Origin of the sequence: Thalassobacterium maritimum (assembly GCF_031127805.1) — a bacterium.
In the GTDB taxonomy this organism is placed as follows: Bacteria; Verrucomicrobiota; Verrucomicrobiia; order Opitutales; family Coraliomargaritaceae; genus Thalassobacterium; species Thalassobacterium maritimum.
This window is the reverse complement of record NZ_JARXHW010000129.1, coordinates 1-1,618: the sequence shown is the minus strand read 5'-3', so window position 1 is coordinate 1,618 and position 1,618 is coordinate 1. Positions and strand designations below refer to the sequence as shown.

General features: G+C 45.4%; 3 protein-coding genes. All 3 read left to right on the top strand.

Annotation, left to right across the window (positions count from 1 at the left end):
- The first annotated feature begins 374 nt into the window (after positions 1–374).
- The 3 genes from QEH52_RS19550 (at position 375) to QEH52_RS19540 (ending at position 1,489) form a co-directional block, all read left to right on the top strand.
- Positions 375–608, top strand: a complete 234-nt coding sequence (locus tag QEH52_RS19550) for a hypothetical protein (RefSeq protein ID WP_308952642.1) — start codon at positions 375–377, stop codon at positions 606–608.
- A gap of 114 nt (positions 609–722) precedes the next feature.
- The gene (locus QEH52_RS19545) at positions 723–1,157 is read left to right on the top strand and encodes a hypothetical protein (protein ID WP_308952641.1); all 435 of its coding nucleotides are present in this window, start codon (positions 723–725) and stop codon (positions 1,155–1,157) included.
- A gap of 20 nt (positions 1,158–1,177) precedes the next feature.
- Entirely contained in the window at positions 1,178–1,489 is a 312-nt protein-coding gene (locus QEH52_RS19540; protein WP_308952640.1) for a hypothetical protein, read from the top strand.
- The last annotated feature ends 129 nt before the right edge of the window (positions 1,490–1,618 follow it).

Here is a 1,618-nt window from a genome sequence, read left to right as displayed (position 1 = left end):
GCCGGTCACGCTCCTTAAGCGGTAAATCTGCCGCCTCTAACGCGTCCGACCATTTAGGGAATGATAATATGGTCATAAGTTCATACATGATCACCCGTTCACATAATTGCAAGGGTAAAAAATATACGCAAAAAGCAAAGCAACACTGAGGGCCCAATAACCCCACGCGCGCGTGTTCGGAGACATTTTGTCCCACCACCATCTCAGATGATTGCCCCCTTACCAGCAAGAAAAGACAAAAACCACTCTTAGATAAAGAGATACATAACAAACATTAATAAGCTTGAAACAGCTATACCTACCTCTATCGTGAAGCTAAAATACACTAATAAATCTGATCTACAAAAAGAAGAATGCTGATAGCCCTAAGAGTCATGTCAGGAATACTGAGTTTAGCGGTGTGTGCATTTTTCATCTACGGCTTGATCTTAAGTGCAGCTTTTGGCAGCTTCGGAGGCGGTAATAGTATGGATGGAATTTCAGCGTTCTTTGTGTGGTCGATGTGGATTCTTACAATTCTCGGACTTGCCGGATTTGCCATATTTGGACCAAAGAAAAAAGGAATCAGAATTGACCACTCGATCAACCACAACGAACCGACCAAATGAAGCGTAGATCCAGTCGCTGCTGGACAATCCCATTTACGCCCAAAACATCCGATAACCACTTAAACTTTTGAGCTCTAAGGCTGGGATGCCAGAGCTCATCGATCTGCAAAAGAAATGAAAGCCCCAGTAAAGAGCAGCCTAGTCCATCTAGCGAGTGTCCCACCGATGGCTTTAGCTCTCGATCTACTCTTATGGGAGAACTCAGGGTCACTTGGTGGGATGCTTACCATCTTTACTCTGGGTCTGCCGTTTTTCTATATCATCCTCGCGTTGCCCGCATTTATCCACGGCCTGATCTTCTGGAAATTAAAAATAGAAAAACAGAAGAAAGGAATCTTACCATTCATCCTTTGCGTGACGGCCTCGACTTTGGGCTACTTCATTTGGTTTATGATCTGGGGTGGTAGAATCAAAAAAGATATCGATCAAGCAGTGATCGTCATGGCACTTGTGTCTGCCTTGACCTACTTCTTCTTTTCGAAGCGCCGCCGATGGAAGGCAGATCAAGGCGGAGTGATCAACTCCGAGTCGCTGCGCTCCTCTACTTGATCATCCTTTACGTTCGGTGAATGAATATGAACCTTGACCACCTAGAATTTCAGATATCCGAGCTGCATGACCATGTCGGCACGCTCTTAAACGAAATAAGAGAAGGGAAAATGAAGGAGGATTGCGAGGGTGGACTTGAAGTTGATTTAGGGCACCTCCTAGACCACATCTGCTGGGCGTGGAATCTGAAGGAATGCAGCATCGAACAGTCTTCTAGTTTGAGCGATGAAGAATTTCTCAGAGCAAGTAATTCGATACCCAACTTCGGATTAGAACGGACCCTGCTGAAAGGCACTCACTACGAAACGAAACTACCGAACAAGTCGCAGTGAGCAATGTCGCTAACGCGCCATCGCTCATGCTCGACGATAGGTAAGAAAATTGAACTTCTTCGAGACACTAGTCTATAAGGTCTTAGACGTCATCGCAGTATCCGATGGAGCACTCATGGTTTTCCTACT